The following is a 1,409-nucleotide window of genomic DNA, read 5'->3' as shown; positions in this document are numbered from 1 at the left end:
GTCGTGAGATGTTGGGTTAAGTCCCGCAACGAGCGCAACCCTTATTGTTAGTTGCTACCATTTAGTTGAGCACTCTAGCGAGACTGCCCGGGTTAACCGGGAGGAAGGTGGGGATGACGTCAAATCATCATGCCCCTTATGTCTAGGGCTACACACGTGCTACAATGGCAAGTACAAAGAGACGCAAGACCGTGAGGTGGAGCAAATCTCAAAAACTTGTCCCAGTTCGGATTGTAGGCTGAAACTCGCCTACATGAAGCCGGAGTTGCTAGTAATCGCGAATCAGCATGTCGCGGTGAATACGTTCCCGGGCCTTGTACACACCGCCCGTCACACCATGAGAGTTGGCAATACCCGAAGTCTGTGAGCTAACCCGTAAGGGAGGCAGCAGCCGAAGGTAGGGTCAGCGATTGGGGTGAAGTCGTAACAAGGTAGCCGTAGGAGAACCTGCGGCTGGATCACCTCCTTTCTATGGAGAAATTATTAAGTGCTGATGTATTTCAGGCTTAATATACACGAATTCTGGTTGTTATTTACTCTGTTTAATTTTGAGATACCAAGTATCTCAGATTGTTCTTTGAAAATTGCACATAAGTTAAAGTAAAGATATTTACTAATTCTTTGTAATATAACTACTGACAAAAAATGCACGCTAGTATTTAAGTCAGTATAATCGAATTTGTGAACTATTACTTATTAAAACTAACCAGTTTAGTAAGTAGTTCTACTAGTTCAACGCATCTATGCAATGAATTATACCTAGTACAAACACACTCAAGTGTGAACAATACATCTATAATTCAAACGCAGAATTTGCGAAGCAAATTCGGAGTGACATTAGAATCAAGCAATACGAGGAAGCGACCGAACGAGGAGCGGAGCTTGTTTCAAACAAGTGAGCACCACAGTGACCGAGCTGACGAAGTAGTGCGCCGATTATAATGACACGACATAGGTTAAGTTAGAAAGGGCGCATGGTGAATGCCTTGGCATCAAGAGCCGAAGAAGGACGTGACAAGCTGCGATAAGCTTTGGGTAGGCGCAAATAGCCTGTGATCCAAAGATCTCCGAATGAGGAAACTCACGTAGGTAACCCTACGTATCTTATAGTGAATACATAGCTATAGGAGGGTAAACCTAGGGAACTGAAACATCTAAGTACCTAGAGGAAGAGAAAGAAAAATCGATTCCGTCAGTAGCGGCGAGCGAAATCGGAAGAGCCCAAACCAAAGATTTATCTTTGGGGTTGCGGACAGAACATAAGGTGAAGTTATTATTAATTGAAGATATCTGGAAAGATACACCGTAGAAGGTAATAGTCCTGTAAGTGAAAATAATAATAAACTAGTTCTGCTCCAGAGTACCACGAGACACGTGAAACCTTGTGGGAAGCAGGGAGGACCACCTCC

General features: G+C 43.8%; 2 rRNA genes. Both read left to right on the top strand.

From position 1 onward, the window contains the following. A 16S ribosomal RNA gene (locus GXK57_RS26160) occupies positions 1-469 on the top strand; the annotation flags it as partial. A 485-nt stretch (positions 470-954) separates the two neighbouring features. Continuing rightward, positions 955-1,409, top strand: a 23S ribosomal RNA gene (locus tag GXK57_RS26155); the annotation flags it as partial.

The organism is Clostridium sp. C8-1-8 (assembly GCF_009928445.1).
GTDB lineage: Bacteria > Bacillota > Clostridia > Clostridiales > Clostridiaceae > Clostridium_AR.
The sequence above is the reverse complement of the archived record's forward strand: the minus strand, read 5'-3'. Positions and strand labels throughout refer to the sequence as shown.